At 64.8% G+C, this 23,140-nt stretch carries 20 protein-coding genes; 14 read left to right on the top strand and 6 right to left on the bottom strand.

Translation table 11 applies throughout. From position 1 onward, the window contains the following. Genes J3D46_RS08480 through J3D46_RS08460 form a run of 5 tightly spaced genes read right to left on the bottom strand, consistent with a single transcriptional unit; the run spans position 1 to position 7,365 of the window. The gene (locus J3D46_RS08480; protein WP_253466399.1) at positions 1 to 1,257 is read right to left on the bottom strand and encodes a M20 family metallo-hydrolase; all 1,257 of its coding nucleotides are present in this window, start codon (positions 1,255 to 1,257) and stop codon (positions 1 to 3) included. Positions 1,258 to 1,265: 8 nt separating this feature from the next. Further along, positions 1,266 to 2,987: an amidohydrolase gene (locus J3D46_RS08475; protein ID WP_253466396.1), complete on the bottom strand. Its 1,722-nt coding sequence runs from the start codon at positions 2,985 to 2,987 to the stop codon at positions 1,266 to 1,268. 8 nt (positions 2,988 to 2,995) lie between these two features. Then, the gene (locus tag J3D46_RS08470) at positions 2,996 to 4,402 is read right to left on the bottom strand and encodes an aldehyde dehydrogenase family protein (RefSeq protein ID WP_253466394.1); all 1,407 of its coding nucleotides are present in this window, start codon (positions 4,400 to 4,402) and stop codon (positions 2,996 to 2,998) included. Between the two features lie 12 nt (positions 4,403 to 4,414). Beyond that, positions 4,415 to 6,037: a thiamine pyrophosphate-dependent enzyme gene (locus J3D46_RS08465; RefSeq protein ID WP_253466391.1), complete on the bottom strand. Its 1,623-nt coding sequence runs from the start codon at positions 6,035 to 6,037 to the stop codon at positions 4,415 to 4,417. Continuing rightward, positions 6,034 to 7,365, bottom strand: coding sequence for an MFS transporter (locus tag J3D46_RS08460; RefSeq protein WP_231340602.1), 1,332 nt, complete (start codon positions 7,363 to 7,365; stop codon positions 6,034 to 6,036). Before J3D46_RS08460 ends, J3D46_RS08465 begins: the two co-directional genes overlap by 4 nt. A gap of 136 nt (positions 7,366 to 7,501) precedes the next feature. On the opposite strand from J3D46_RS08460, the gene J3D46_RS08455 reads away from it, so the two are divergent. The 8 genes from J3D46_RS08455 to tgt all read left to right on the top strand — a co-directional run bounded on the left by J3D46_RS08455 (position 7,502) and on the right by tgt (position 15,114). Further along, complete coding sequence (locus J3D46_RS08455) at positions 7,502 to 8,713, top strand: CdaR family transcriptional regulator (protein WP_253466389.1); 1,212 nt, start codon at positions 7,502 to 7,504, stop codon at positions 8,711 to 8,713. Between the two features lie 156 nt (positions 8,714 to 8,869). Next, a complete protein-coding gene (locus tag J3D46_RS08450; protein ID WP_253466387.1) occupies positions 8,870 to 10,237 on the top strand; it encodes an MFS transporter in 1,368 nt (455 codons plus the stop codon). Further along, complete coding sequence (locus J3D46_RS08445; RefSeq protein WP_253466385.1) at positions 10,234 to 10,653, top strand: RidA family protein; 420 nt, start codon at positions 10,234 to 10,236, stop codon at positions 10,651 to 10,653. Before J3D46_RS08450 ends, J3D46_RS08445 begins: the two co-directional genes overlap by 4 nt. Continuing rightward, positions 10,650 to 11,258 carry an RraA family protein gene (locus J3D46_RS08440; RefSeq protein WP_253466383.1) on the top strand — a complete coding sequence of 203 codons (609 nt, stop codon included), beginning with the start codon at positions 10,650 to 10,652 and terminating at the stop codon, positions 11,256 to 11,258. The genes J3D46_RS08445 and J3D46_RS08440 overlap by 4 nt, the downstream gene beginning before the upstream one ends. 77 nt (positions 11,259 to 11,335) lie before the next feature. Then, positions 11,336 to 11,875 (top strand): NUDIX hydrolase family protein, encoded by a 540-nt coding sequence (locus J3D46_RS08435; RefSeq protein ID WP_091465301.1) that lies wholly within the window; start codon positions 11,336 to 11,338, stop codon positions 11,873 to 11,875. 73 nt (positions 11,876 to 11,948) lie between these two features. After that, the gene (locus J3D46_RS08430; RefSeq protein WP_253466381.1) at positions 11,949 to 12,995 is read left to right on the top strand and encodes a DUF6707 family protein; all 1,047 of its coding nucleotides are present in this window, start codon (positions 11,949 to 11,951) and stop codon (positions 12,993 to 12,995) included. Between the two features lie 50 nt (positions 12,996 to 13,045). Further along, the gene (locus J3D46_RS08425) at positions 13,046 to 13,756 is read left to right on the top strand and encodes an SRPBCC domain-containing protein (protein ID WP_231340608.1); all 711 of its coding nucleotides are present in this window, start codon (positions 13,046 to 13,048) and stop codon (positions 13,754 to 13,756) included. Between the two features lie 47 nt (positions 13,757 to 13,803). Next, on the top strand, positions 13,804 to 15,114 hold the full coding sequence (gene tgt / locus J3D46_RS08420; protein WP_253466378.1) for a tRNA guanosine(34) transglycosylase Tgt: 1,311 nt from the start codon (positions 13,804 to 13,806) through the stop codon (positions 15,112 to 15,114). A gap of 15 nt (positions 15,115 to 15,129) precedes the next feature. On the opposite strand, the gene J3D46_RS08415 is transcribed toward tgt, so the two are convergent. Next, complete coding sequence (locus J3D46_RS08415; RefSeq protein WP_231340610.1) at positions 15,130 to 15,840, bottom strand: queuosine precursor transporter; 711 nt, start codon at positions 15,838 to 15,840, stop codon at positions 15,130 to 15,132. A 304-nt stretch (positions 15,841 to 16,144) separates the two neighbouring features. On the opposite strand from J3D46_RS08415, the gene J3D46_RS08410 reads away from it, so the two are divergent. From J3D46_RS08410 to J3D46_RS08385, 6 genes are all read left to right on the top strand, one after another. Beyond that, the gene (locus J3D46_RS08410; RefSeq protein WP_253466375.1) at positions 16,145 to 16,807 is read left to right on the top strand and encodes a TetR/AcrR family transcriptional regulator; all 663 of its coding nucleotides are present in this window, start codon (positions 16,145 to 16,147) and stop codon (positions 16,805 to 16,807) included. Continuing rightward, positions 16,804 to 17,703: a TIGR01777 family oxidoreductase gene (locus tag J3D46_RS08405; protein ID WP_253466372.1), complete on the top strand. Its 900-nt coding sequence runs from the start codon at positions 16,804 to 16,806 to the stop codon at positions 17,701 to 17,703. Before J3D46_RS08410 ends, J3D46_RS08405 begins: the two co-directional genes overlap by 4 nt. A 797-nt stretch (positions 17,704 to 18,500) precedes the next feature. Then, a complete protein-coding gene (locus tag J3D46_RS08400; RefSeq protein ID WP_253466369.1) occupies positions 18,501 to 19,898 on the top strand; it encodes an MFS transporter in 1,398 nt (465 codons plus the stop codon). Between the two features lie 118 nt (positions 19,899 to 20,016). After that, positions 20,017 to 20,679, top strand: a complete 663-nt coding sequence (locus J3D46_RS08395) for a response regulator transcription factor (RefSeq protein ID WP_253466366.1) — start codon at positions 20,017 to 20,019, stop codon at positions 20,677 to 20,679. Then, a complete protein-coding gene (locus tag J3D46_RS08390) occupies positions 20,676 to 22,088 on the top strand; it encodes a HAMP domain-containing sensor histidine kinase (protein WP_253466363.1) in 1,413 nt (470 codons plus the stop codon). The genes J3D46_RS08395 and J3D46_RS08390 overlap by 4 nt, the downstream gene beginning before the upstream one ends. Then, the gene (locus J3D46_RS08385) at positions 22,081 to 23,097 is read left to right on the top strand and encodes a TAXI family TRAP transporter solute-binding subunit (RefSeq protein WP_253466361.1); all 1,017 of its coding nucleotides are present in this window, start codon (positions 22,081 to 22,083) and stop codon (positions 23,095 to 23,097) included. Before J3D46_RS08390 ends, J3D46_RS08385 begins: the two co-directional genes overlap by 8 nt. Positions 23,098 to 23,140: the final 43 nt, after the last annotated feature.

Raw genomic sequence — 23,140 nt, 5'->3', positions numbered from 1 at the left:
CTAGTCCTCCAACACCCCATCACAAAGCCGGCCGACAACTTCGGTGAGCATGGTCAGTCCGGCAACGATGTCCTCGTCCGTGGTGTATTCGTGCTCGTTGTGGGAGATGCCATCCACGCTCGGCACAAACAGCATCACGGTGGGGACGAGGTCCTTCATGTTGGTGGAGTCGTGTCCGGCCAGGGTCATGACTTCCTTGTTGGACAGGCCCAGGTCGGCGGCCACCTTCGCCGCGAGCTCAACGCCCTTCGGCTGGTACGGGGTGACGGCCCAGGAGTGTGAATGGTGCTTCTCCACCGAGACATTGGCCAGCCGTTCGATCTCCGTGATGCGGGCGTGCAGCAGGGCGTCGGCCTCGGCCAGGACCGCTTCATCGGCGCTGCGCAGGTCTAGCAGCAGGTTCACGCGGGAGGGCACCACCACCGGCGAGTTCGGGTACACGTTCAGCTGCCCCACGGAGGTGTGGAGGGCGCCGGGGAAGCGATCGGCAAGTTCGCGCGCGGCAACCACCAGCATCGAGGCGCCGAGCAGCGCGTCCTTCCGGTCTGCGATCACCGTGGAACCCGTGTGCGCCTGCTCGCCGTGGACCACGAACTCGTACTTGTTCGCAGCCCAGTTGGAGCTGACCAGGCCAATCGTGACGCCTTCGCGTTCCATGCTGCGGCCCTGCTCGATGTGGATCTCGGCGCAGTAGGCCGCCTCCGGCCCTTCAAAGGTTCCACGGCAGCCGATCGCGTCCAAGGCATCGCGGACGGTAACCCCGGCGGCGTCCTTGGTGTTGAGGGCGTCTTCAAGTTCCAGCTTGCCGGTGTAGACGGACGAGCCCATCATGGACGGCTTGAAGCGGCTGCCTTCCTCGTTGAACCAGTTGACGACGGCGAGGTTGAACTTGGGTGCCGTGGCGCCGGCTTCCCAGCGGGCTGCCAGGCGGAACGCGGCGTGGGCGGCGGCGAGGACGCCGTAGGCGCCGTCGTAACGGCCCGCCGTCGGCTGTGAATCCATGTGCGAGCCGACCACCACGAAGGGTGCACCGGGCACGGCTTCGTAGAGGCCCCACTGGTTGCCGGCGTGGTCGAACTTCACGGTGAAGCCGTGCTGCTCAAGGAGGCCTGCCAGCCAGCGGCGCTGTTCACCGTCAGGAATGGTTGCGGCCTGGCGGTCCACGCCGCCGTTCTCAGTGGCACCGAAGGCGCTCATGGTCCGGAAGTCCTGGACGAACGCGGTGTCCTGCGTGGTGAAACTTGTGGTGGTTGTCATGGTCTCCCCTATGAGCTCTGGGTGGCTGAAACACGCGCCGCGAACGGACTTTCCGGGGAAAGTGCCGCTTGGAAGTCGGGTGATTGGTAGGTAAAGCGGCCTCCGACGGCGGTGGCCAGGACCTGCAGTTCGCTGATGGCCGGTGCCGTCAACGGTGAAGCGGAAAGGACAGTAAAGTCGGCGAGTTTGCCCGCTGACAGGGTGCCCTTGTCCGCAAGGGAACCCGTTGCTGAGGCGGCTCCGGACGTGTAGGCGGCCAATGCTTGGTGGGGTGTCAGGCGCTCCGCCGGGTTCCCAAACACCGAGCCGGATTCGGTCCGGCGGTCCACGAACGCCTGCATGCCACGCAGGACGTTTCCGTCGGCGACGGGCCGGTCCGAGCTTCCGGCAAGCGTCACTCCGGCTTCCAGGAAACTGGCTGCCCGGTAGGCCCACGGCAGGCGGTCCGGTCCCAGCGAAGCGGTCATGCCGTCCCCGCCGTCCCGGAAGAAGCTTGCCTGCGGTGTCACGGCAATGCCGGCGTCCGCAAGCCTCTTGAGCTGCTCCGGACGGGTCATGGAGGCGTGCTCGATCCTGTTGGGCACGCGGCGCGGCCCATACGCAGCCTGGCAATCCGTGATGATGTCCACGGCGAGGTCCACGGCCCGGTCCCCGATGGCGTGCGCGGCAATGGACCAGCCGGCGGCGTAGGCGGCCTCGATGCGTTCCCGCAGCTGGGCCGGGTCCGCCTGGAAGTAGCCGGTATTGCCTCGGTTGTCCTTGTGTCCGTGGCTGCAGAACTCGTGGCTCACGGCAGCGGTTTCGCCCAGGAGTGAGCCGTCCAGGAAGACCTTGGCGGGGCCGAGGGAAAGGAACTCGTTCCCGAATCCGCTGGTGATGCCAAGATCCAGTCCGGCCGGCGCGGCACCTGGGCTGTCCGAAGAATGGCCGTTGAGTCCGTGCAGTACGTCCAGCACCGGCATCACCTGTGCCCTGGCGTGCAGCCGGCCGGTGGCCGCAGCGCCCTGGTAGGCGGCGAGTTCGGCCGGGCTGTGCCCGATCCAGCCGCCGCCCACTCCGGCTTCGGTGAAACTCGTGATGCCCTCGGAGGCGTAATACAGCGTTGCCCGTTCAAGGGCGGCCTCGATGTCCTCCAAGGCATACGGCAGGATCAGCTGCTGGATCAGTTCCTGGGCCGTCTCCTGGACGAGTCCCGTGGGCCGTCCCGCTTCGTCACGGACGATCGCGCCGCCGTCGGGATCGGGGAACGACGGCGACTCGGCACCTGCCAGCCGCAGCGCAGCGGTGTTGACCACCGCCATGTGCCCTGAGTTGTGCCGCATGAACAGCGGCCGCTCCCCCGTGATCCGATCAAGCTCGTCGATATCCGGGAAGGAACCGCCGTGCTGGGTCTGGCTGAAACCGGTGGCGAAAAGCCACCCCTCGCCGTCGGACCCGGCGTTTGTGGCAGCGCCCCGCAGCAACTCATAGAGCTCCTCCAGGCCGCGCGCGCCGGACACGTCCAGTTCCGCCAGGCCCAGCCCGAACCATGTGGTGTGGCAATGGGCGTCGATGAAGCCCGGAGTGAGCGTCGCCCCGGCGAGGTCCAGGACCTCGACGGCGTCCAAGCCGTCCAGGTCCTCGTCGAGGCCCACGATGCGTCCCTGCCAGATGCCCAGCGAACTGGCCACGGGGCGGTCCGGATCCATGGTGATGATGTCTGCGTTCCGCAGGAGGAGGTCGAGTTTCATGTCAGGTTCTAGCGGTGCGAGGTGGTGACGGACTTGATGCGGGTGTAGTCCTCGAGGCCGAACACCGAGAGATCCTTGCCGGTGCCCGAGTGCTTAAAGCCACCGTGCGGTGCTTCGGCCGGGATCACTTGGTGGCAGTTGATCCAGACGGCGCCGAAGTCGAGTTCGTTGGACACGCGGGTGACTACGCCATGGTTCTCGGACCAAACACTCGATGCCAGCGCGTACTTGGTGCCGTTGGCGAGCTCGATCGCTTCTTCCTCGGTGGAGAACGGCTGGACCGTCAGCACAGGGCCGAAGATTTCATCGCACACCACTTCGTCTGTTTGGAACACACCGTCAATGACTGTCGGCTCAAAGTGGAAGCCGGTTCCGGTGCGCTTGCCGCCGGACAGGACGCGGGCGTTGGCAGGCAGCCGGGACATGAAGCCCTCCACCCGCTCCAGCTGGGCGGCACTGTTGAGCGGGCCAAGGTCGGCCTCCTCGCCCCCTACCTTCAAGGCGGAAGCGGCATCGGCCAGGGCTGCTGCGAATTCCGTGTGGATGTCCTGGTGGACCAGCACTCGGGTCACCGCGGTGCAGTCCTGCCCGGCGTTGAAGAAGGCAGCCAGGGCGATTTCGCTGGCGGTCCGCTGTATATCGACGTCGGCAAACACCACGGCGGGGGCCTTGCCGCCAAGTTCAAGGTGGACGTCCTTGAGCGTCTTGGACGCCGCGGACATGACCTGCGCGCCGGCCCGGGTGGAGCCGGTGATGGAGACCATCTCCGGGATGTCGTGGTCCACCATCGCGGCGCCGGCTTCGCGGCCACCGCAAACAACGTTAACGACGCCGGCCGGGTAGACCTGCTGTGCCAGTTCACCCAGGACCAGAGTGGACCAGGGGGTGGTGTCGGCAGGCTTGAGGACCAGGGTGTTGCCCGCCGCGAGGGCTGGCCCGATCTTCCAAATGGCCATCATAAACGGGTAGTTCCACGGCGTAATCTGGGCAACCACACCAATGGGCTCCCGCCGGATGGTGGACGAGAAGCCCTCCACGTACTCAGTCTGGGCCGTCCCTGAAACCACTCGGCATGCTCCGGCGAAGAAGCGCAGTTGGTCCGCGCCGCGCAGGATTTCAAGCTCTTTGGTGAGTGCGGACGGCTTGCCGGTGCAGGCAACCTCGGCCTCGACCAGGCGGTCAACATTTACCTCGATAAGGTCGGCCAGCTGCAACAGCAGCGACTGGCGCGTTCCCGGCGTCGTGCGCTTGTAGCTCTTGAAAGCTGCGGCAGCGGCCTGGAAGGCGGAGTCGACGGCGGCCGCGTCACTGTCCGGCGCGGTGCCGATCTGCTGGCCCGTGGCGGGGTCGAAGAACGGCAGGCTGGCCGCGGCGTCCACGGACTCGCCGTTGATGATGTTCTGAAGCTGAATCACAGGAGGCTCCGGTCAGTTCGTTGAAGTCTTGGGAGAACGCGTGGTGGGGTCCTGCGGCAGGTGCAGCAAGGCCGGGAGGCCGGAGTCGACGGCGCGGCGGAACGCGGCTGCGAAGTCTTCCGTGCGGTCCACGCGCTCGCCGTAGCCGCCGTAGGAACGGGCGAGTGCGGCGAAGTCCGGGTTGGTCATGTGGGTGCCGGAGGGGCGGTCCGGGTAGTGCGCTTCCTGGTGCTCGCGGATGGTGGCGAAGATGCCGTTGTCCACCACCAGAACGACGAACGCGGCGCCGTAGCCCATGGCCGTGGCGATTTCCTGGCCGTTCATCATGAAGCAGCCATCGCCGGCGACGGAGATGACCTGGCGGCCGGGGTATGCCAGCGATGCTGCCACGGCTGCGGGAATCCCCATGCCCATGGCGCCGTTGCGCGGAGCGGCCAGGGAGTTGGCCGAGTTGTGGTCCAGATACCGTGCGGGCCACAGGGCGTGGTTTCCGGCGCCGAAGGTGAGGACGGCGTCGTCGGCCATTTCCTTTGTGAGAACCTCCATGGCGACGCCAAGGTCGACGCCGATGCCGCCGTCGGGCCGGGGCGTGGAGAACGTGATCTGATCGGCGCGGGCGCTGGCGAACCAGCCTTCCTCGCAGCGGCCCGCCCCGGCCGTGCCGGGGAGGGCCGCTGCGAACGCCGTGACATCGGCGATGATGTGCTGGTCCACCCGCCCGAAGTGGCCCAGGAGGTTGGCGTCGGCGTTGACCACCACGGTGTCGGCGTTCAGTCCGCGCTTGTAGCCATCGGAGAGGACGTCACCGCGAACGCAGCCAACAAAGACGATCAGATCGGCGTCGTCCAGGCGTTGGGCGTTGGCGTCGCTGCGGCCGTAGCCGAGGAAGCCGGCGTAGGCGTCGCTGCGGTGCGGGACGGCGTCGTAGGCACGGAAGTCGGCCACCACCGGGATGCTGTTGCGGCTTGCCCAGGCGGCCAGCTGCTCGCCGGACTGCTGCGTCCAGCCTTCACCGCCGACGACGACGAGCGGCTTGCGTGCCGCCGCCAGCTTTTGGTTCAGCTCATCCAGGTCAACGGGGGCTGGCTCCGGGCGGGCAATCCTGCGGGGTTCGACGGTGGCGTTCTCCACGACGTGTACCAGCACGTCTTCCGGGAGGCCGATCACTACGGGGCCGGGTCGGCCGCTGAGGGCCGTGAAGATGGCGTCGTCCACAACGCGGGCTGCAGAGGCGGCGTCGTCGAGCGTGACCACTTTCTTGGCCGTGCTGCCGAACCACGCGTTGATGTCGAACTCCTGGAAGGACTCCCGGCCACGGTCGGCTACCGGGATCAGGCCCACGAACAGGATCAGCGGCGTGGCGTCCTGGTAGGCGGTGTGGATGGCGATGAAGGCGTTGGCTGCCCCCGGACCGCGGGTCACCATGGCGACGCCCGGGAGCTCGGTCAGACGGCCTTCGGCCAGTGCCATGAACCCGGCGCCGCCTTCCTGGCGGGCCACCACGTTCTGGATCGGCGAGCCGTGCAAGCCGTCAAGGACGTCAAGGAAGCTTTCGCCCGGGACGGTGTAGACACGCTTGACGCCTGCCCGTTCGAGTTGGCCGACAATCAGGTGGCCTGCGGTGGTGGTGCTCAATGCTTCATTCCTTCTTCTTCGATGGAAAGGGCGGGGAGGAACAGTCCGGACAGCGCCGTCAGCACGGAAACCACCAGCAGGATGATGGCGCCGGGCCAGAAGGAGTTGTTGGCTGCCACCAGGGCGGTGGCGATCAGCGGCACGAAGCCGGAGATGACGCCGGCGGTGTTGGACGTGATGGCGACGCCGGTGTAGCGGACCTTCGTGGCGAACAGGGCAGTCAACGCGGTACCGGAGACGGCGTACGGGATGGAGAGGACGGCGACGCCGATCATCATGCCCAGGACAACAAGGACGGGGTTGCGGCTGTCGATGGCCAGGAACACGGGAACTGCGATAAGCGCCGAGGCCACGCCGCCCCAGAGGATCACCTTGCTGGCGCCGAATTTCTCGCCCAGTCGGCCGGCCCAGATGAGGGCGCCGATCTCCAGGGCTGCAGCCAGCAGGGTGCCCATGAGCAGGAGTTCAGAGGGCAGCTTGAGGACCTTGGTGCCGTAGAAGACCACGAAGCTGGTGATGAGGTAGAAACCGCCGATGCCGAGCAACGCCGAGCACATACCCACCAGGATCTGGCGCCAGCTGTTCTTCAAGACGCCGCGGATGGGAGCGTGTTCGGTTTCTCCGGATTCCATCAGGGCTTCAAATTCGGGTGATTCGCTGAGTCGGCTGCGGATCCACAGGGAGATGGCAAGCAGCGGGATGGCGGCGATGAACGGGATGCGCCAGCCCCACGCGTCAAAGTTCGTTTGGCCCACCAGGAACAGCATGCCGAAGAAGCCACCGGAGGACAGGATGGTGCCGATCGGGGAACCGATCTGCGGCAGGGCGGCGTAGCGTGCGCGCTTCTCCACTGGAGCATTCTCGACGGCGATGATCACCGCGCCGCTCCACTCGCCACCCACGGCAAGGCCCTGGACAATACGCAGGGCCACCAGCAGGATGGGGGCTGCCAGGCCGATGGTCATGTAGTTCGGCAGGAGGCCGATGAGGCCGGTGACAATGCCGATGCCCACGATCGTGACCATGAGGATCTTCTTGCGGCCAACCTTGTCCCCAAGGGCACCGAAGATGAAGCCACCGATCGGGCGGGCCACGAAGCCGACCGCGAGCGTAGCGAAGGAACCCATGGCCGCCACGAAGGGGTCCTGGGAAACGAAGAACTGTGCGTTGAACACCAGCGCAGCGGCTGTGGTGAAAAGGAAGAAGTCGTACCATTCCAGTGCAGTGCCCACGAGGGCAGCCAGGGCCACCTTCTTGGTAACGCTTTCATCGACGACGCGTACTGCCGTGGGACTTGCGTCCGTGGCTCCGCTGACCGTGCTTGCCATAGTTGCTCCATGAGTGCGAACGGGACCGGACGTTGGGGGTGCCCGGGCAAATTTGTGTGACTCAATCCATAGTGCCAGTAGTTTTCCCCAAAAAGACTAGCGATACACCACGGAATCAGGGCGCTAGAATGTGTGAATGCACAATTCCGAAACTTCAGGGCATTCTGTTCGTTGGGCCGAGTTGGTGGATGAGCTCGAAGGCAGGCTGGACACCTTGGCGCAGGCCTTCACCACGAGGGTTCGCGAGATCCCCGAATACGGCGAAAGCCAAGTGACGGTCCTGGAAATCCAGGAGACCGCGCGGGAGACATTCCGGCGCCTGATCAGCGGCCTCAGGAATGGCAAGGCGGACAGCAGCGAAGGATTGCTCGACTTCGCCTCGGACCTCGGTTCCAAACGGGCCAGGGCCGGTATTCCACCAGAGTCCCTCACCTCTGCCGTCCGCCTGGACTTCAGCATTCTGTGGGCCGAACTGCTGGAAATCGCCGACACTGCGGACGCCGCCCTGCTGGCGACACGGGTGGACCAGGTGTGGAGCGTCGTGGACGAGTTCGCCACCCGCACGCACACCAGCTACCTGACCGAGCGCGTCAGGATGGCCCAGGAAGAATCGAGCATTCAACGCGAGTTCATTGCCCGCCTGTTCAACCAGAGCAGCCCTTCCTTGGAAACCTCCGCCCAAGTGGCTTCCGCATTGGGCATCAACCCTGAATCTCGCTTTGCCCTGGTTGCCGCCAGCGGCGATCCCGGGGCGCGGCTCAGGGCGGCAACGTCCCAGTTCGGATCAGGGCAGCACCTCCGGCAGCGGCTGTTCCTGCATGAATCGGGCGGCAACACCTATGTTTTCTGGGCTCTGCCTGCAGTTCGGACCCGCGGCCCTGAACCCCTTGGCGAGACGCGCAGCCCGGAAGCCGAAGGTCAGCAGCTGCCACCCGGCGTCGTGAATGTCCCCTGCGGCTACGTGCCCGAGGTCCTTGGCCTCCGCGCCCTCCCAACAGCGGCCCGAACGGCCGAGAGCCTCGCGGCACTCCTGCGTCCCCGCGATGCCGGACCGCTCTCCGCCGACTCGGCCTGGGCGCGACTGGCCCAGCAAAACCTGCAGGACGCCGGGCTGGACCTCGCCGCGGAACTCGAGGAAGCCCTGGCGGAGTGCCGGGGCGGCGAGCGCGAGCGCCTGCTCGAAACGGTCCGGAACTACCTGGCCACCGGCAACGTCACCGTCACCTCCGAGCAACTGTTCTGCCACCGCAACACCATCCTCAACCGGCTCAACCGCTTCCAGGAGCTCACGGGAATCGATCTCGCCGTTCCCGCGAAGACGGCCAGGTTGGTGGTGGCATGGGCGTAACTCTCTCGCGGGCGCAGGGGCGAGCCGGTGTGTGTTCCCACATTCCAAGCTCCCTTTTGATGGAATTTATGCCATTGATGGTGTGATCGGGCACACACCATAGTTGTAGCTACCTTGCACCGGACACTCGTCCCCGCACCCCATCCGGAGAATCTGATGGCCCACACGGTAGATACTGCCCCCGCATCATCGTCCAGGCTCGACCTGGCAAAGATGCGCAAGATTGCCCTCGCCAGCGTTATTGGCACCACCGTCGAGTGGTACGACCTTTTCGTCTTCGGGACGGCGTCGGCCCTTGTCTTCAACAAGATCTTCTTCCCCAGCTTTGATCCGATCGTCGGCACCATGTTGGCCTTCGGTACGTTCGCTTCCGCCTACATTGCCCGCATGGTGGGCGCCATCATCTTCGGGCACTTCGGTGACCGGCTGGGCCGCAAGTCCATGCTGCTGGTCTCCCTCCTGACCATGGGTGCGGCTACCTTCGCCATCGGCCTGCTGCCCGACTACAACAGCATCGGCATCATGGCCCCGCTCCTGTTGCTGTTCCTCCGCGTTATCCAGGGCCTGGCCCTCGGCGGCGAATGGGGCGGTGCCGTCCTCATGACGGTTGAACACGCTCCTCCCGCCCGCCGCGGCTTCTACGGCTCACTCGTGCAGGTTGGCGTTCCCGCCGGCACCCTCATCGCCAACGTGGCCTTCCTGATTGTGGCCTCCACTGTCAGCACCGAAGCCCTGTACTCGTGGGGCTGGCGTATCCCGTTCCTGGCATCTGTCCTCTTGGTCAGCGTGGGCATCTACATCCGCCTGCACATTGAAGAAACCCCGTCCTTCCAGGCCGTCAAGACCGCCGGCGCCAAGGCGAAGATGCCGTTCGCCGCACTGATGGCCAAGTACTGGAAGCAGGTGGTCCTTGGCGGTGTCGCAACCCTGTCCACGGGCAGCACGTTCACCTTGCTGGTTGCTTCCGGCGTCTCCTACGGCAAGAAGGAACTGGGCCATTCCGAGAGCCTGATGCTCTGGGTAGTCCTGGCATCCTGCATCCTGGGGCTGTTCCTCATCCCGTTCTTCGGCAAGCTCTCGGACAAGTTCGGCCGCAAACCGATCATCTTCGCCGGCGTTGCCGCCGAGGCCGCCCTCGCGTTCCCCATGTTCTGGCTCATGGATACCAAGTCGGTGGCACTGCTCTTTGTTGCTTACCTGGCCATGATGACCGCGTTCTGCGCCAACTACGGCCCCATCGCCACGTTCCTCGCCGAGCTCTTCGGCTCCAAGGTCCGCTACTCCGGCCTCTCCGTGGCCTACATGCTCTCCGGCTTGCTGGGCAGCGCCGCCACGCCGTTCGTCACCACGTGGCTGCTGGGCATGACGGGACAGAGCTCCTCGATCGCCTGGTACATCATGGCCGCGGCCGGGCTGTCCTTGGTGGCCCTCTTCCTGCTGACCGAGACCCGGTACGGCAACATCGACGCCGTCGATGAAGCTCCGGCCCTGGCCGGCTCCACGGAAGCCGCGGCAGCGAAGTGAAGCCAAGCACCATCGGGCGCCTGGCTGGCATCCCCGGCCAGGCGCCCGCCGTCGGGCCCTTTTCCCCAGCGGTCATTGCCAACGGTTTTGTCTTCACCTCCGGCCAGATCCCCGCGATCACCGGCCTGGACCATCAGCCGGACACCTTTGAAGGGCAAGTCCGGCAAACCATCCAGAACCTCGCGGGCGTGTTGGAAGCCGCAGGATCCAGCCTTGACCACGTGGTCAAGGTCAACACCTACCTGACCAGCCAGGAGCAGCTGGAGGAATACAACCGGGTGTACGTGGAGTACTTCGGCACCGCCAAGCCGGCGCGGACCACCGTGTGCGTGAGCCTGTGGGGCGTGTCCCTGGAAATCGAATGCGTAGCAGTGCTGGCCAACATCACGCCGGACACCCCGGAGGAAACCCCATGACCCCAACACTCCTTGGAGACCTGGCAGCAGTCAGCTACCCGACCATCGGCCACTTCCTCGAGGACGGTTTCGTCTCCCCTGCCATCCAGTCGCTGCTGGCAAACGTGAAAATCGCCGGACCCGCCGTCACCGTACGCATCGAGGACCACGACGCCATCGCCATGAACCACGCCCTGCTCGCGCTCCAACCCGGGGACGTGCTGGTGGTGGACATGGGCGGCGACCACCAGCACGCGCCCGTGGGGGCCGTAACGGCAGCCGCGGCGCTCGCCCAAGGAGCGGCCGGCGTCGTGGTTGATGGGGTGGCCACCGATGTGTTGGAACTGAGGGAGGCCGGCCTTCCGGTGTTCGCCCGCGGGACGTCATGCCTGACCACCAAACGCCTGTACGGGACCGGCTACGCCGTCAATGTTCCGGTGCACTGCGGAGGAGTGGAGGTCAACCCCGGCGACCTTGTCCTAGGCGACGACAACGGGCTGGTCATCCTCTCCCCCGAAGCTGCCCGCGAGGTGCTGGGGAAGGCGCTCGCGTCGGACGCGGCCGAGCCGGCCATCCTTGCGCGCATAACATCCGGGGAGCCCCTCGAATCCATTCTGGCGCTCTAATACCGCCGAGAGCGTAACGCCGCAGCCACCGGGACGCCACCAAGGAACTTCGGCTGGGGATGGGGTAGAACTTAACCATGAGCGTACGTACACCCGACCCGTATCCAGGCTGGCTTTCAGATGAAGACCTCTTCGAAGCCCGCGGCCGCCTCCCCATGGTCTACGTGGAGGCTGTCCCGGTCAGGTTGGATCCGCTCGGGTATGTGAACGAAGTTGGCACGCTCCTGCAGGGCGACGCCGACGGCAACATGGTCCGCTACCTCGTCTCCGGCCGCGTCCTCTACCGTGAAACGATCCGCGCGGCGCTCCTGCGGCACATGGAGAAGGACCTCGGTCCCCTGGCCTTCCCGCAGCTGCCCATCAGCCCCGTTCCCTTCACCGTGGCGGAATACTTCCCGGCTCCGTCGCAGACCGGCTTCACGGACGACCGCCAGCACGCCGTCTCGCTGGCCTACATCATTCCCGTGACCGGTGAATGCGAACCCCGCCAGGACGCCCTCGAACTCACATGGATGACGCCCCAAGAGGTGCTGAGCGAGAACGTCCAGCAGGAATTCGACGGCGGACGCGGGAACCTCGTGCGGCAGGCGCTGGCTTTCTCGGGCATCGTTCTCTAGCGGGTCCCCGCCCCCGGGCCGGCCGGTCTTTGTAGACTGGACGGCGGACCCCAAGAGAACCAAAGGACTTCCGATGACTCACAGCCCAGCCACACAGCAATACAGAGAGAAGCAGGCTGGGGACCTGTTGCCCGGAGATTTTGTCTATCCGCCCGGCGACGGGCCAGCCGTCGAAATCGGCAGCATCGAGGTGCAGCATGACGACTACGGCGTGGCCGCGCTGCTGCTGGTGACAATGGTCGACGGCGGCACGGTGCGGATCGCTGTCGGGTCCAGTGTTCCTGTGGGTGACGGAGTTTCGGCCGGCCCAGGTGATGCGGCCACGGACGGCGACGCAGCATCGGGAGCCCCCGACTCCAGCACCTCAGGCTCCAGCACCCCAGACTCCCGCACCCCAGGCTCCAGCACCCCCGCGGAAACCGACGCCGAGGCTTCCGCCGGACCCGCCGTCGTCGTGCCTCCCCGCCCGGAAACGCCGCCCGCGTACACGGGCCCCGGCGCCGAAGAGCTAGCCCTTATCCCCGAGCCCGACGGAACCCCTGAAGCCGTGGTTCGTGCCGCCGCCGCCAACCACAAAGGCAAGAACGGCGTGCAGGTACTGTCCGAACGGCTCGCCAAGGGAATCAACACGAAGTCTGGAAGCTGCCTCCGGGACCTCAGCGACCTCGCGTTCGACCTCTGCATCGTGCTGCGCGATCCGGACCATGCCTTGGCCGTGGCGGACCTGTTGAACGTGCTGCCGTTCGACGGAAACCTGGACCGCTGGGCGTCGATCGAACGGGCGCTGGCGCTGTCCAGCTTCATCTGCCGCGAAGCCGGGCAGACCGAACGGGCCGCCGTCTACGAGAAGCTGCTGCGCGCACCCGAGTCCCAGGAAGAGGACCCGTTCAAGGCCCGGATCAATGCCAGGGTCCGCCAGCGCTCACTCAACGAACCCAATCTGTACGACAAGGAAATCTTCCGCGCGATCGACAACGGCAACCACGAAGCCGAGCGCGAATGGCGGTTCCTGCGCCTCGAAGCGCTGATGTTCCTGCGCGCGCACGGCGGTTCGAAGACCATCGGCGAGGAAGAGTTGGCCCGGAGGATCGGCAATGAGCTGGAATCGGTGCGCGCCTAACGCTGCTGCAAGGCTGTTATGTGGGCGCGAACGGCGGTAGATTCGGGGCCATGACGAACAATCTGAGCGTTGTGGTTAATGCCGATGCACAGCAGGTTTGGACCATGCTGCGTGAACCGTCGTTGGTGGCCCAATGGCATGGCTGGGAAGCCGATGATCTCACTGCCGAAATCAAGCAGATCTACTTCAACACCGACGTTGTGGAAGGGCCCGATCACACGAGCCTGGCTGTCAACGGCGGCGACGTCTTTGAACTCCACCCCGTCTCCGGCGGCACGGAAGTGCGGGTCACCCGGGTGGCCCTGGACCACGATTCCGAGTGGGCTGACTGGGACGAGGACATCACCCAGGGATGGCTCACGTTCCTTCATCAACTGCGCTTTGCCTTGGAGCGGCACCCGCACGGGCACCGGCGGACGCATTTCGTTTCCCTCCCGGGCAAGGGCGGGCCGGCGATCGAGAAGCTGGGGCTCGGGGATTTGCCGCCCGTCGGTGATGAGTATTCGCTCACGCTGTCCACGGGCGAGAAGATTTCCGGAAAGGTCTGGTTCAAGAGCCGGCACCAGGTTGGCCTGACCGTGCACAGCTACGCCGAGCACGGGGAAGGGCTGCTGATCGTCGCCGAGCAGCTGCCGATTCCGGAGAAGAGGCCCGACGGCGGGTCCATGGTGATTGCCTCCACCTACGACTTGGGGGCCCACACCTTGGCGGACATCCGGTCCTCATGGGACAACTGGAAAGAGTCGAACTACGGGTCCTAGGGTTTTTTCGGCAGGCTGCTCCCGGTAAAGCTGGCACACTTGGTAGCGTGCCAGCTTCCTCATCTGCCCCAGCATCCTCCCCTGCGCTGCCCGGTTTGTCCCACCGGCAATCCGAGTTCTCCTTTTCGGTGGGCAAGCGCCTGACTGAAACGTGCTCGCCGTCGGACGCCCAGGTAGAGGCCAACGGCGGCGCCTTCCTGGGCCGCACCGGAACCATCACCACGCCGCACGGGACCATCCAGACGCCCGCGTTCATCGCCGTCGGGACCAAAGCCACCGTCAAAGCAGTGCTGCCCGAGTCCATCGCGGAACTCGGGGCACAGGCTGTCCTTGCCAACGCCTACCACCTGTACCTGCAGCCCGGGCCCGAAATCCTCGACGCCGCGGGCGGGTTGGGCGCGTTCATGAACTGGTCCGGGCCGACCTTCACGGACTCCGGTGGATTCCAGGTGATGAGCCTGGGCTCGGGGTTCAAGAAGGTCATCGACATGAAGAACGTGGACAGCTCCGGTCCGGATGACGCGGTGGCGCCCGGCAAGGAACGGCTTGCTCACATCGATGATGACGGCGTCTGGTTCAAGTCCCACTTGAACGGTGACCGGCACCGCTTCTCCCCCGAGATCTCCATGCAGGTCCAGCACCAGATCGGCGCGGACATCATGTTCGCCTTCGACGAGCTCACCACGCTGCAGAACTCGCGGGCGTATCAGGAGGAGTCGCTGGAGCGGACACGATTGTGGGCGCTACGGTGCTTGGAGGAGCACGCTTCCCTGACTTCGTCCCGCGTGGGCAAGCCATACCAGGCGTTGTTCGGCGTGATCCAAGGCGCCCAGTACGAGGACCTTCGCCGCAAGGCCTGCCAAGACCTCGGCGCCATGCCCTTTGATGGGTACGGAATCGGCGGGGCGCTGGAGAAGGAAAACCTGGGCACGATTGTGCGGTGGTGCAACGAGGAACTGCCCGAGGACAAGCCGCGGCACCTGCTGGGCATCTCCGAGCCGGACGACATCTTCACGGCTATCGAGAACGGCGCCGACACGTTCGACTGCGTCTCCCCCACCCGTGTGGCCCGGAATTCGGCGTTCTACACGCCGTTTGGCCGGTTCAACCTGAGCGGGGCTCGCTATAAAACCGACTTCGGGCCCCTGCAGGATGGATGCGACTGCTACACGTGCGTGAACTATTCACGGGCCTACATCCACCACCTGTTCAAGGCCAAGGAAATGCTCTCGGCAACCCTCATCTCCATCCACAACGAACGCTTCGTGGTGAAGATGGTGGACGATGCCCGACTGGCCATCGAATCCGGGGACTTCTTCGAGTTCAAGGCGGAGACGCTGGGCCGGTACTACTCCTAGTCGCCGAGTTCGAGGCTACGCAGCGACTACCCCGTAGCTGGGCTCGCGCTTCTTGATCCAGCCGACAACCAGCACCGTGACGGGGACGAACAGGAACTCCACGGCGGTCTTATAGACGAAGCCAACCAGGGCGTAGTTCAGGAACGAGCCGAAGTCCGTGATGCCGATGACCGATGCGGCGATGCTGCAGAAGATCAGGGTGTCCACGAATTCGCCCACCACGGACGAGCCCATCAGGCGTGCCCACAGGGATTTCTCGCCGGTGCGGGCCTTCATCTTCACGAGGATCCATGAGTTGATGGTCTGACCTGCCAGGAAGGCAAGGAGTGAACCAAGGACGATCAGCGGCACGGGCCCAAGGGCCCCCTCGATGGCTGCCTGCTTGGCGGTGCTGTAGTCGTCACTGAAACCAGGCAACACGATGATGATCCAGTAGCAGAGGGAGGCAAAGACCGAGAGGGCAAACGAGGTGATGATGGCCTTGCGCGCCACCTTGAAGCCGTAGACCTCGCTCATCACGTCGCCCAGGATGTAGGCGAGAGGGAACAGGAAGAACCCGCCGTCCGTCAGGATTGGCCCGAGTGCGACGCCCTTGGACGCGCCGATGTTGGACAGGATCAGCACCACGGCCATGACGGCCAGCATGATGCCGAAATACGGGGAGCCGATTGAAGCAAAGCGTGGGGCGGGCTTGCTCAAGGTACTGGAGCCTGAGGGCGAGGGCATGGGTCATCCATTTCGTAGTGGTTCGCGCAGGCCCCTTTGTTCAGGGAGCCCCGCTGTATTAGCACTGTGGTTGGTGGGGCATACCGCCCGGCACCGGTTCCATTCTCCCACCTGCCGGCGCCCTCTCACCTCCCACGCCCTTTCCCCCGGCGCTCTCTCACCTTTCACGCCCTTTCCCCCGGCGCCCTCTCACCTTTCACGCCCTTTCCCCCGGCGCTCTCTCACGTACACTTTTGAACACGTTCAGAAATGGTGGCATACTCATCCTTGAACACGTTCAAAAGTTTCATCGAAGGAGTGCAGCATGGCAGCGAAGAGTGAGCAGACCCGCCAACTGGTAGCCGACATTGCCCTGAGGATGTTCCGTGAGATCGGCTTCGAAAAAACCACCATGCGAGCCATTGCCCAGGAAGCGGGGGTTTCGGTCGGCAACGCCTACTACTACTTCGCTTCCAAGGACGAGCTCGTCCAAGAGCTGTACCTCCAGGTTCAGGACGAACACTCGGTTGTTGCCGCCAAGGCACTCAACGACGTCCAGGATCTCGCTGGCCGACTGAAGGCAGTGCTTCACACGGGCATCGATGTCATGGCGCCGTACCATCAGTTCGGTTCCGACTTCATAGCGACGGCGATCCGGCCGTCGTCGCCCGTCAACCCGTTCGGCGAGGCGTCCACCGCCGCCCGCGAGGCTTCGCTCGCGATCTTCCGCTCCGCCGTCGAGGGTTCCTCCCCCGCCGTCGCAAAGAAGCTTCGCGGCGATCTGCCAGAGTTGCTGTGGCTGGCCTACATGGGCGTCGCGCTGTTCTGGGTCTACGACAAATCCGCGGGCCAGCGACGCACGCGCAAGCTGATCGACGGGGCCGCGCCTTTGGTGGCTCGCGGCTTGTCGCTGGCCAAGATTCCGGGCGTGAGCAAGGTGTTCGACGACGTCCTGGGACTCGTCCGCAACGTCAAGGAAGACTCATGAGCTCGCAGACAGTGGTGATCGCGGGTGCCACCGGCTTCATCGGCAGCTACTTCCGGCAGCGATTCATTGCCGAGGGCTGGCAGGTTCGAACGGTTGGGCGGGACGCGTCGGCCGATGCGCAATGGAACGACGACGGCGCCATCACCAGAGCGCTGAACGGCGCCGAGTTGTTGGTGAACCTCGCCGGACGCTCCGTGAATTGCCGTTACAACGAGCGGCGCCGGCGGGAGATTCTGTGCTCCCGGGTTCTCACAACTCGAGCCTTGGGCCGGGCGGTTGCCGCGTGCGCCGAACCGCCCGGGACGTGGATCAATTCCAGCACTGGAACCATCTACCGGCACGCGGAAGACCACCCGCAGTCGGAGGTTTCAGGCGAACTCGGCAGTGGGTTCTCCGTGGATGTCGCCCGTGCTTGGGAGGACGAGTTGGCGGCAGCTGATGTGCCGGGCACCCGCAGAGTGCCCCTGCGCATTGCGATTGTCTTGGGGGCCGGGGGCGTCATGAGCCCTCTCCGGAATCTTGCCCGGCTCGGCTTGGGCGGGCACATGGGACCGGGCACGCAGAAGTTTAGCTGGATCCATGTGGAGGACTTGTTCCGTGTTGTCCTGTTCATCCACGGTCACGGTGAGCTGAGCGGTCCGGTGAATGCGGCGACACCCTACCCCGTAGACAACCGCGAACTGATGTCACTGGTCCGGCAAAGCATGGGCGTCCCGTTCGGAATTCCAACGCCCGCATGGCTCCTCGAGGCCGGCGCTGTCCTGATCCGGACGCAGACAGAACTGGTGCTGAAGAGCCGCTGGGTGGAACCCCGGAAGTTGCTCGATGCGGGCTTCGCGTTCGAGCACCCCTCGCTTGCTGGCGCTCTCAACGAGATCGCCGAGGGGAATCGATGAGCGCGGTCAGTCCCCCGGCAGCCTGCCGATCGGAACGCTGCTAGGCAAGGCACTCCGCGCCGTCCGCAATCAGTGGGTGCATGTGGCTGCGTTCGTTGTTTCGGGAACAGCTGCCGGCGCGTTGGTCGGCGCACTTTTCAGCACACTTCCCAATATTGGCTTTTCTGTATGCACGGCCGTCGCCGCCGGAATCGGCCGGCTATCAATCTGGAAGCTCGTCCGCACCAACGACGAACCCTCTCTCAGCTAATCGGCCCTTCAACCCACCGCTCTCTCACCTCATTGAGAGTTTCAGCCGACCCTCCATCACCTATTCGCGCCTTTGGAGGGACGCTCACTCACATGACGCGATGACGACGGGCGGTCCACGGGGTCGCGTCGTTCCCTCGGCCGTCCCCGAAAATTTCGCCATGCCAGCACGGTAACCCCCGAAACCCCCATGAAGTGAGCGAGGATCCACCAAAACACGACAGACGGTGAGCGAGGGTCCGCCAAAACACGACCAGCGGTGAGCGAGGGTCCGGGGCGAGCGGCCGCCGTCGAGCATTAACGTTCGTGGGCCCGGCCCGCACCCCAACGCAGGCCGAAACCTAAGGAAGTGTTAGGAAATCCCCCGCGAGCTAGGGCTGTGCCGTGCATCACCCCTAGTTTGGAACATGTCCTCTTCACCTTGGAGGGCCTTTCTTAGTCGACGAAGAGCCATGCGCAAGGACGCCATGAGCACCAGCTTCATGGACAGAACGAACTCATGCAAGACACGGCCGCTGCAAAAAGCTGCCGTCCAGGAAGGTTCATTGATGAGCACCCAACAAGCTGAAACTCTGAGCGAAGCCGCCCAGACACGCAAGGCCGTGAGCAACATCCTCAAGGGCTCCGCGGGCAACCTCGTGGAGTGGTTCGATGTTTACGTTTACACAGCTTTCGCGGCGTATTTCCAGTCGCACTTCTTCAACTCCTCCGACGACCTTCAGGCCGGCCTAGAGGCGATGGCCGTCTTCTCGACGTCGTTCCTCATGCGCCCGATCGGCAGCTGGTTCTTCGGCCGTTACGCCGACCGCAAGGGCCGCAAAGCTGCCCTGACACTCAGCGTGACCATGATGTCTGCCGGCTCCTTCGCCATCGCCATTTTGCCGACGCAGGACGTTATTGGCCTGTGGGCCCTGATCCTGCTGGTGTTTATCCGCATGATCCAGGGTTTCTCGGTGGGCGGCGAGTACGGCACCAGCGCCACCTACATGTCCGAGGCTGCGACGGCCAAGCGCCGCGGCTTCTTCTCCAGCTTCCAGTACGTCACGCTGATCGGCGGGCAGATGCTGGCCCTCCTGGTACTGGTGATCCTGCAGAACACCATGAGCAAGGAAGACCTGACCGCGTGGGGCTGGCGCATTCCGTTCGCCATTGGCGGCGTGGCGGCGCTGGTCGTGCTCTGGCTTCGCCGGTCCATGGAGGAAACCCTCTCTGCTGACCAGCTCCGCGCCGCGCACGTCAAGGTTGAGGGCGAGGCCCAGCCTGGCACTATGAAGCTGCTGTTCACCAAGCACTGGAAGCCGCTGCTCATCTGCATCGGCATCACCCTCGGCGGCACCGTGGCGTTCTACACGTACACCAACTTCATCCTGAAGTTCATGAACGATACGTCCGGCATCGCCAAGACCGATACCTCCGTCATCAACTTCTGGGCGCTGTTCATCTTCATGCTGCTGCAGCCCGTGTACGGCATGCTCTCGGACAAGATCGGCCGGAAGCCGCTGCTGATCTGGTTTGGTGTGACCGGTGTGCTCTTCACGTGGCCGCTGCTCTCCACACTTGCTGGAACCAAGGACCCGTTCGTGGCGTTCCTGTTGATGTTCGGAGGCCTGCTCATGGTTGGTGGCTACACATCCATCAACGCGCTGGTGAAGGCTGAACTGTTCCCGGCATCCATCCGCGCCCTCGGCGTGGGGCTCGGTTACGCAATTGCCAACTCCCTGTTCGGCGGTACGGTGCCGCTGATTGGTGCGGCGTTGCAGAAGTCGGGCCAGGTGGACATGTTCTTCACCTACGTCACGGCTGCGATCTTCATCTCGCTGTTGGTCTACATCTTCGCGCTGAAGAACAAGAAGGCGACGCACTTGGACGCGGAGCAGGGCAACGCTTTCGCGGCGAAGGGCGCCGTGAAGGACGACGACGGCACGAAGGATCGCGTCAACGCCTGACCCAGGTGCCTTGTGAGGCCCGTTCTGCGCACTTTGGATCCTCCGAAGGGCGCAGAGCGGGCCTCACAACGTTAAGCTCTAGTAGCAAACCCGCCCGCGACCCAAAGGAGCAGAGACAGTGCACGTGCTCATCGTCGAGGATGACGACGCCATGGCGTCGGCCTTGAGCGCAGCCGTCGCCTCTGCTGGTCACACGCACACCCGGGTATCCCGGGGCGAGGACGCGCTCCTGGCCCACCGGCAGCACGAGGTGATCCTGCTGGACCTTGGCCTTCCGGACTTGGACGGCCTGGAAGTCCTGAGGAAACTCCGGCAGGTCACCCAGATCCCCATCTTGATCCTGACGGCCCGCGATGACGAAAGAAGTGTGGTCCTGGGACTCCGTTCGGGGGCCGATGACTACCTGGTCAAGCCCGTGAAGCTCGTGGAATTACTCGCCAGGATCGAAGCCGTGACGCGGCGAACCAACCGGTCGGGCCAGCAAGCCCCCCACAACATCGTCCTTGGAGAACTGGAAGTAGACCTCGATCGCCGCGTGGCCGCCGTCGGGGAACGGCACCTCGCCCTGACGGCAACAGAGTTCGACCTCCTCAGCCTCCTCGTCAGGAACGCAGGCTCGGTGGTGACCCGCGAGCAGATCCTGGACGCACTCTGGGGCGACGCATTCCTGGCGCACTCCCGGTCCTTGGACGTGCATCTCACCGGCCTGAGGTCCAAGCTCCAGCTGCCGGGATTCATCATCAATGTCCGCGGTGTCGGCTATCGCGTTGAGCAACCGTGAAGTTCCGCGTCCTCGGCATCCTGAGCCTGCTGGTGGTGATCATCGTGGTGACGGTCTCCAGCGTGATCCTGACATCGGCCGGCCGCGAGCTCACCCAGGAACTGCAAATCAACCGCGTCGCCGCGCTGAACCGCTTTGCCCAACTGGCCAGCGATGCTGCGGAAGACAACGACACCACTCAACTGCAACGCGAGATGGACCGCTATTCCGAGCTTTACGGTGAGGGGATCCTGATCCGACTTCAAGAAAAGACAATCCGTTCCGGCGGAATCAGCGCGGACCAGCCCGAGGCCCGGGACGCACTCAACCGGGCCAGCCTCAACCTCAGCGACACCACACTCAACCCCATCCGAGCTTTCGGAACCGGCAACGACATCATCTCGCGGTCCTTCGGTACCGCCAGCCAGGTACTCGGCGAAGTAGTCCTTGAAGTGGACCTCGACGCGGCCCGGCAGAAGCTACGGGAGCGGTGGCTCGTCGTCGGGCTTGCAGCTGTGGCGCTGGGTGCGCTGCTCCTGTTGGCGGCATTACGCATCACCGGCTGGGTCCTTCGCCCGGTCCACAGACTGAGCAAGGCAGTCCACGAACTGGAAACCACCGGCAAAACCAGCCAGCTTCCCGATGCAGGGCCGCCGGAACTGCGCGAGCTCAGCCGCTCCTTCACGGCCATGGCCGATACCCTGACGGAAAGTATGGAGTCCCAGCGCCGGCTCATCGCCGATACCTCGCACCAGCTCCGGAACCCCGTTGGCGCGCTGCGCTTGCGGATCGATTTGCTGCAGCTGGAGCTGAAAAGTGAGCCGGGGCAAGATGCGGCGGCCGGCGTTGTCGCGGAACTTGAGCGAGTGGAGGAAATGCTCGACGGCGTGCTGAAGCTGGCTGCGGCGGAACACCGCGCCTTCGAGGGGTCTGCCCGCGCGGATGAAGCAGACCATCAGCGCTTGGCCGTCATCGATCCCTTCCCAGTCCTGCAGGGCGAAGTCGAGCGGGCAGCACGGGCCGCTCACCTTGCCGGATCACAGCTGACGTTGGAAGACCCGACGTCCGAAAGCCACATCGTGTGCGACCCCGACGAACTCGCCCACATGGTGGGTGAACTCCTCACGAACGCCATAAAGTACGCACCCGGCTCCCGCATCACGGTGGCGACGCAACCGACGCAAGGAGGGACCGCCGTCGTGATTTCCGACGACGGTCCCGGCCTCCCAGCCGAACAGCGCGCTGCGTCCACCACCAGGTTCTGGCGGGCGCCGCAGCATGGCAAGATCCCCGGCAACGGCTTGGGCATGACCATCGTGGAGCGGCTGGCGCAGGCCAATGGTGGGCGGCTCGTCCTTGAGCCGCACGAGCCCCACGGCCTGACAGCACGCCTCGAGTTCGTGAAACCGGAGGAGGACACACATGCCTGATTCCCCCGTGTTCTCCCGGCGAAGCGTCCTCAAAGCCGCCGTCGCCACGGGCCTGGGCGGCAGCCTGCTCGCGTCGACCACCGCCTGCACGCCGGAGGAACAACCAAAAGAACTCACGGTTGCCGGTGGCGAATCCGGCGGTTTCTACCTGGAGTTCGCCACCCTGCTCGCGGCCTTGCTGCAGCGCAAAGGCGTAGCCGCAAACGCCGTCGCGCTGACCACCGGCGGGAGCCTTGAAAACATACAGCGGGTTGTGTCCGGCGAGGCGACCTTCGCCGTCGCGCTGGCCGATGCAGCAGCGCAGGCCGTTGCAGCAGCGCAGGCCGCAGCGCCCGACGCAGCGCCCGCCGGGAAGCCAGCACAGCCCGGAGACCTTGTTGCGATCGGCAAGGTGTACCAGAACTACGTTCACTGCATCGTGCGGGAGGACAGCGGGCTACGGACCCTCGCGGACCTCGCCGGGAAGACCGTGGGCGTGGGTGAAGTGGGCTCGGGAACCACGTTGACCGCTGGACGGATCATCACAGCGGCGGGACTTTCTGAACCACCCCGCACCGTGAAGCAGGTGAATCTCGGCTTGAACCAGGCCCTGGCCGCCTTGCGGGAGGGTTCCATTGACGTGATGATCCAGTCCGGAGGTGTCCCGACGGCACCCATCGCTGCGGCAGCCCAGGAAATCGGCGTGCGTCTCCTCGACATTTCCGCGTTCATCCCCGCAACACGGGCGCAGTCGGGATTCTTCTATGATCGTGTCCTGATCCCGGCCAACAGCTACGGCAACGCTCCCGCCGTGTGGACCATCGGCGTCGCGAACCTGCTCCTGTGCCGCAGGGATCTGGCCGACCATGTTGTTCGGCAGACGGTGGAGTTGCTGGTGGACCAGGCCCAGGATCTGGTTCCGACGTCGAGCACCGGAGTGCAGTTCCTCAGCCCCGAAACCCTCATCAACACCGCGGGTATCCCGCTGCATCCGGCCGCGGAAGCTGCTTACAGGGCGCTGCACGGCTAGGCCTCGCGAGTGTCGGGGGCCTGAATCGGCGTACGGCCGGGCA

The sequence above is a fragment of the Paenarthrobacter sp. A20 genome, assembly GCF_024168825.1.
Classification (GTDB): Bacteria; Actinomycetota; Actinomycetes; order Actinomycetales; family Micrococcaceae; genus Arthrobacter.
Note: the sequence above shows the minus strand (reverse complement) of the source record. Positions and strands in the feature narration are given on the sequence as shown.